General features: G+C 34.8%; 1 pseudogene. It reads right to left on the bottom strand.

Annotated elements, in window-relative coordinates:
• Window positions 1–74: 74 nt before the first annotated feature.
• A pseudogene (locus ACR65M_RS26735) lies at window positions 75–1,418 on the bottom strand (PTS mannitol transporter subunit IIBC); the annotation flags it as partial.
• Between the last annotated feature and the right edge of the window lie 795 nt (window positions 1,419–2,213).

Genomic DNA, 2,213 nt, shown 5'->3' with positions numbered 1-2,213 from the left:
AAATTAATGAAAAAGTGTTAAATTTAATATGGATAGGTGTTTTATATATGTCTCATTTGGCTAGGTCAGTTCAATGCATTTGGTACTTTTTGTTTTGCACGTGGAGTTAGTTCCTCTTGTGTAATAACAAGTTTTGCATCACTTGGAAGGTTGCTTATAGCTGTGTTCGTAACCTTCATATTTAATCCAGCTTCTTTTACTTTTTTCCTTAGAAGAGAAGCTCCCATAGCACTTGAACCCATACCCGCATCACATGCAAAAATGATATGGTCAATATCTTTAGATGTGAAATCTCCGTTCACGTCTTCTGCACTTAATGCACTTGCTACACTACTTTTCTTCCCTTTCATCTCTTGCATTTTTTGCGATGCATCTTCAATGCTTCCTTCTTTTGTTTTACTTGTTTTTAATATGATTGAAGAAATGAGAAGTGAAACTAGTGCTGCTACTACTACACCCGCAATATTAGCAAAATAGTTACCAGCAGGCGTTACAGCAAGAATAGCTAGAAAACTTCCAGGTGAAGATGGAGCTACTAAACCACCACCAAGAACAGATAAGGTGAATACTCCGCTTATTCCACCTAGTATAACAGCAATAAACAATAGAGGATTCATTAATACATATGGGAAATAAATTTCATGAATCCCACCAAAGAAATGGATGATACTTGCACCAGGCGCTGTTTGCTTAGCTGTTCCTCTTCCAAAGAAGCAATATGCTAAAAGAACTCCGATACCTGGTCCAGGGTTTGCTTCTAGCAGGAATAAGATCGATGCTCCAGTTTGTTTAACCTGCTCTATCCCAATTGGTGATAAAACACCATGATTTATTGCATTATTTAAGAACAATATTTTTGCTGGTTCAATTAAAATGCTTGTTAATGGCAGAACGCCTACTCCTAACATCCATTCTACGCCAGTCACTAACCAGCCCGTAAGGACACTTACTCCAGGTCCTACTAACAAGTATGAAAGAATAGCAAGTATGCCACCTAATATCCCGGAAGAAAAGTTATTTACTAACATTTCAAAACCAGTTTTTACTTTTCCTTCTATTAACGAGTCAAACTTTTTGATGACCCATCCACCAATCGGACCCATGATCATGGCTCCAAGGAACATTGGTATTTCTGCTCCAACAATGACACCCATTGTTGCAATCGCACCAACGACACCACCGCGAGCGTCATAAATAAGTTTACCGCCAGTGTAACCGATTAATAATGGTAACAAATATTTTACCATTGGGTCCACTAATGAAGCCAATTCCTCATTTGGAAACCATCCTGCTTCAATAAAAAGAGCTGTAATTAACCCCCATGCTATAAATGCTCCAATATTCGGCATAACCATGGAGCTTAAAAAGTTACCGAATTTCTGCACGCCAACTTTAATCCCTCTATCTTGTTGAGTCATTTGACCCACTTCCTTTCAAAATCATAATACCTATATATTAATCTTAGGAAGTAAACCGCTTTCAAACAATGAAAAGTAGAACTAATTTTGTCTCAGCTATCTATGCCAAAACTTTAATTAATCTGATGTAGCCTTATGCTATTGCCTGAATCCTAACCTTAATGTTAACGATTCCTTATTTTTTTATTCTTCTTTATTACTAAATTTCATATTTCATACATTAATTATCGAACAATAACCCAAAAGTAAATAACATTGTACGCTTTTTTAATCGAAGCCATTTATTTCTACAGTAAAAATAAAGAAGTTAATTCACCAGAACCGTATTTTATATAAATTTCTTATATCCTCATCATTCGGTTCTACTCCGTCACTTTACCATTAAATCTAGGCTGCTGGTAAAAATCCAATTTCGCTAGTGCAATAAGTCTTCAATTAATTTGATTATAAAAGTTCTATATAAACACAAAAAAGCAGTGTTATTTCTGAAGTGAAATACACTGCTTCTATACCTGTTTTTATCAATTCCTTTTTCAAAAGAGAACGTCCTAATATGTTAACAAACGTTCATATTATATTATTACTTGTTATTTCATTGAGTGCCGTTCTTTATATCTCAAGAAATGCATCTCAAAACACCCCTTTAGGACTTTCTCTGAGACAGAAATTTATTTATTTGTCTTTATCAACTACTAATTCGAAATATAATTTTCGTAAGATTGATACTATGTCAAGAAAATAGACACAGATTTTTCTACCGCGCTTTCGCTTGGTAGCCTTCATAAAAAAGTTTAA

This window comes from Ferdinandcohnia sp. SAFN-114, assembly GCF_059415045.1.
This window is presented reverse-complemented; position numbering and strand designations above follow the sequence as displayed.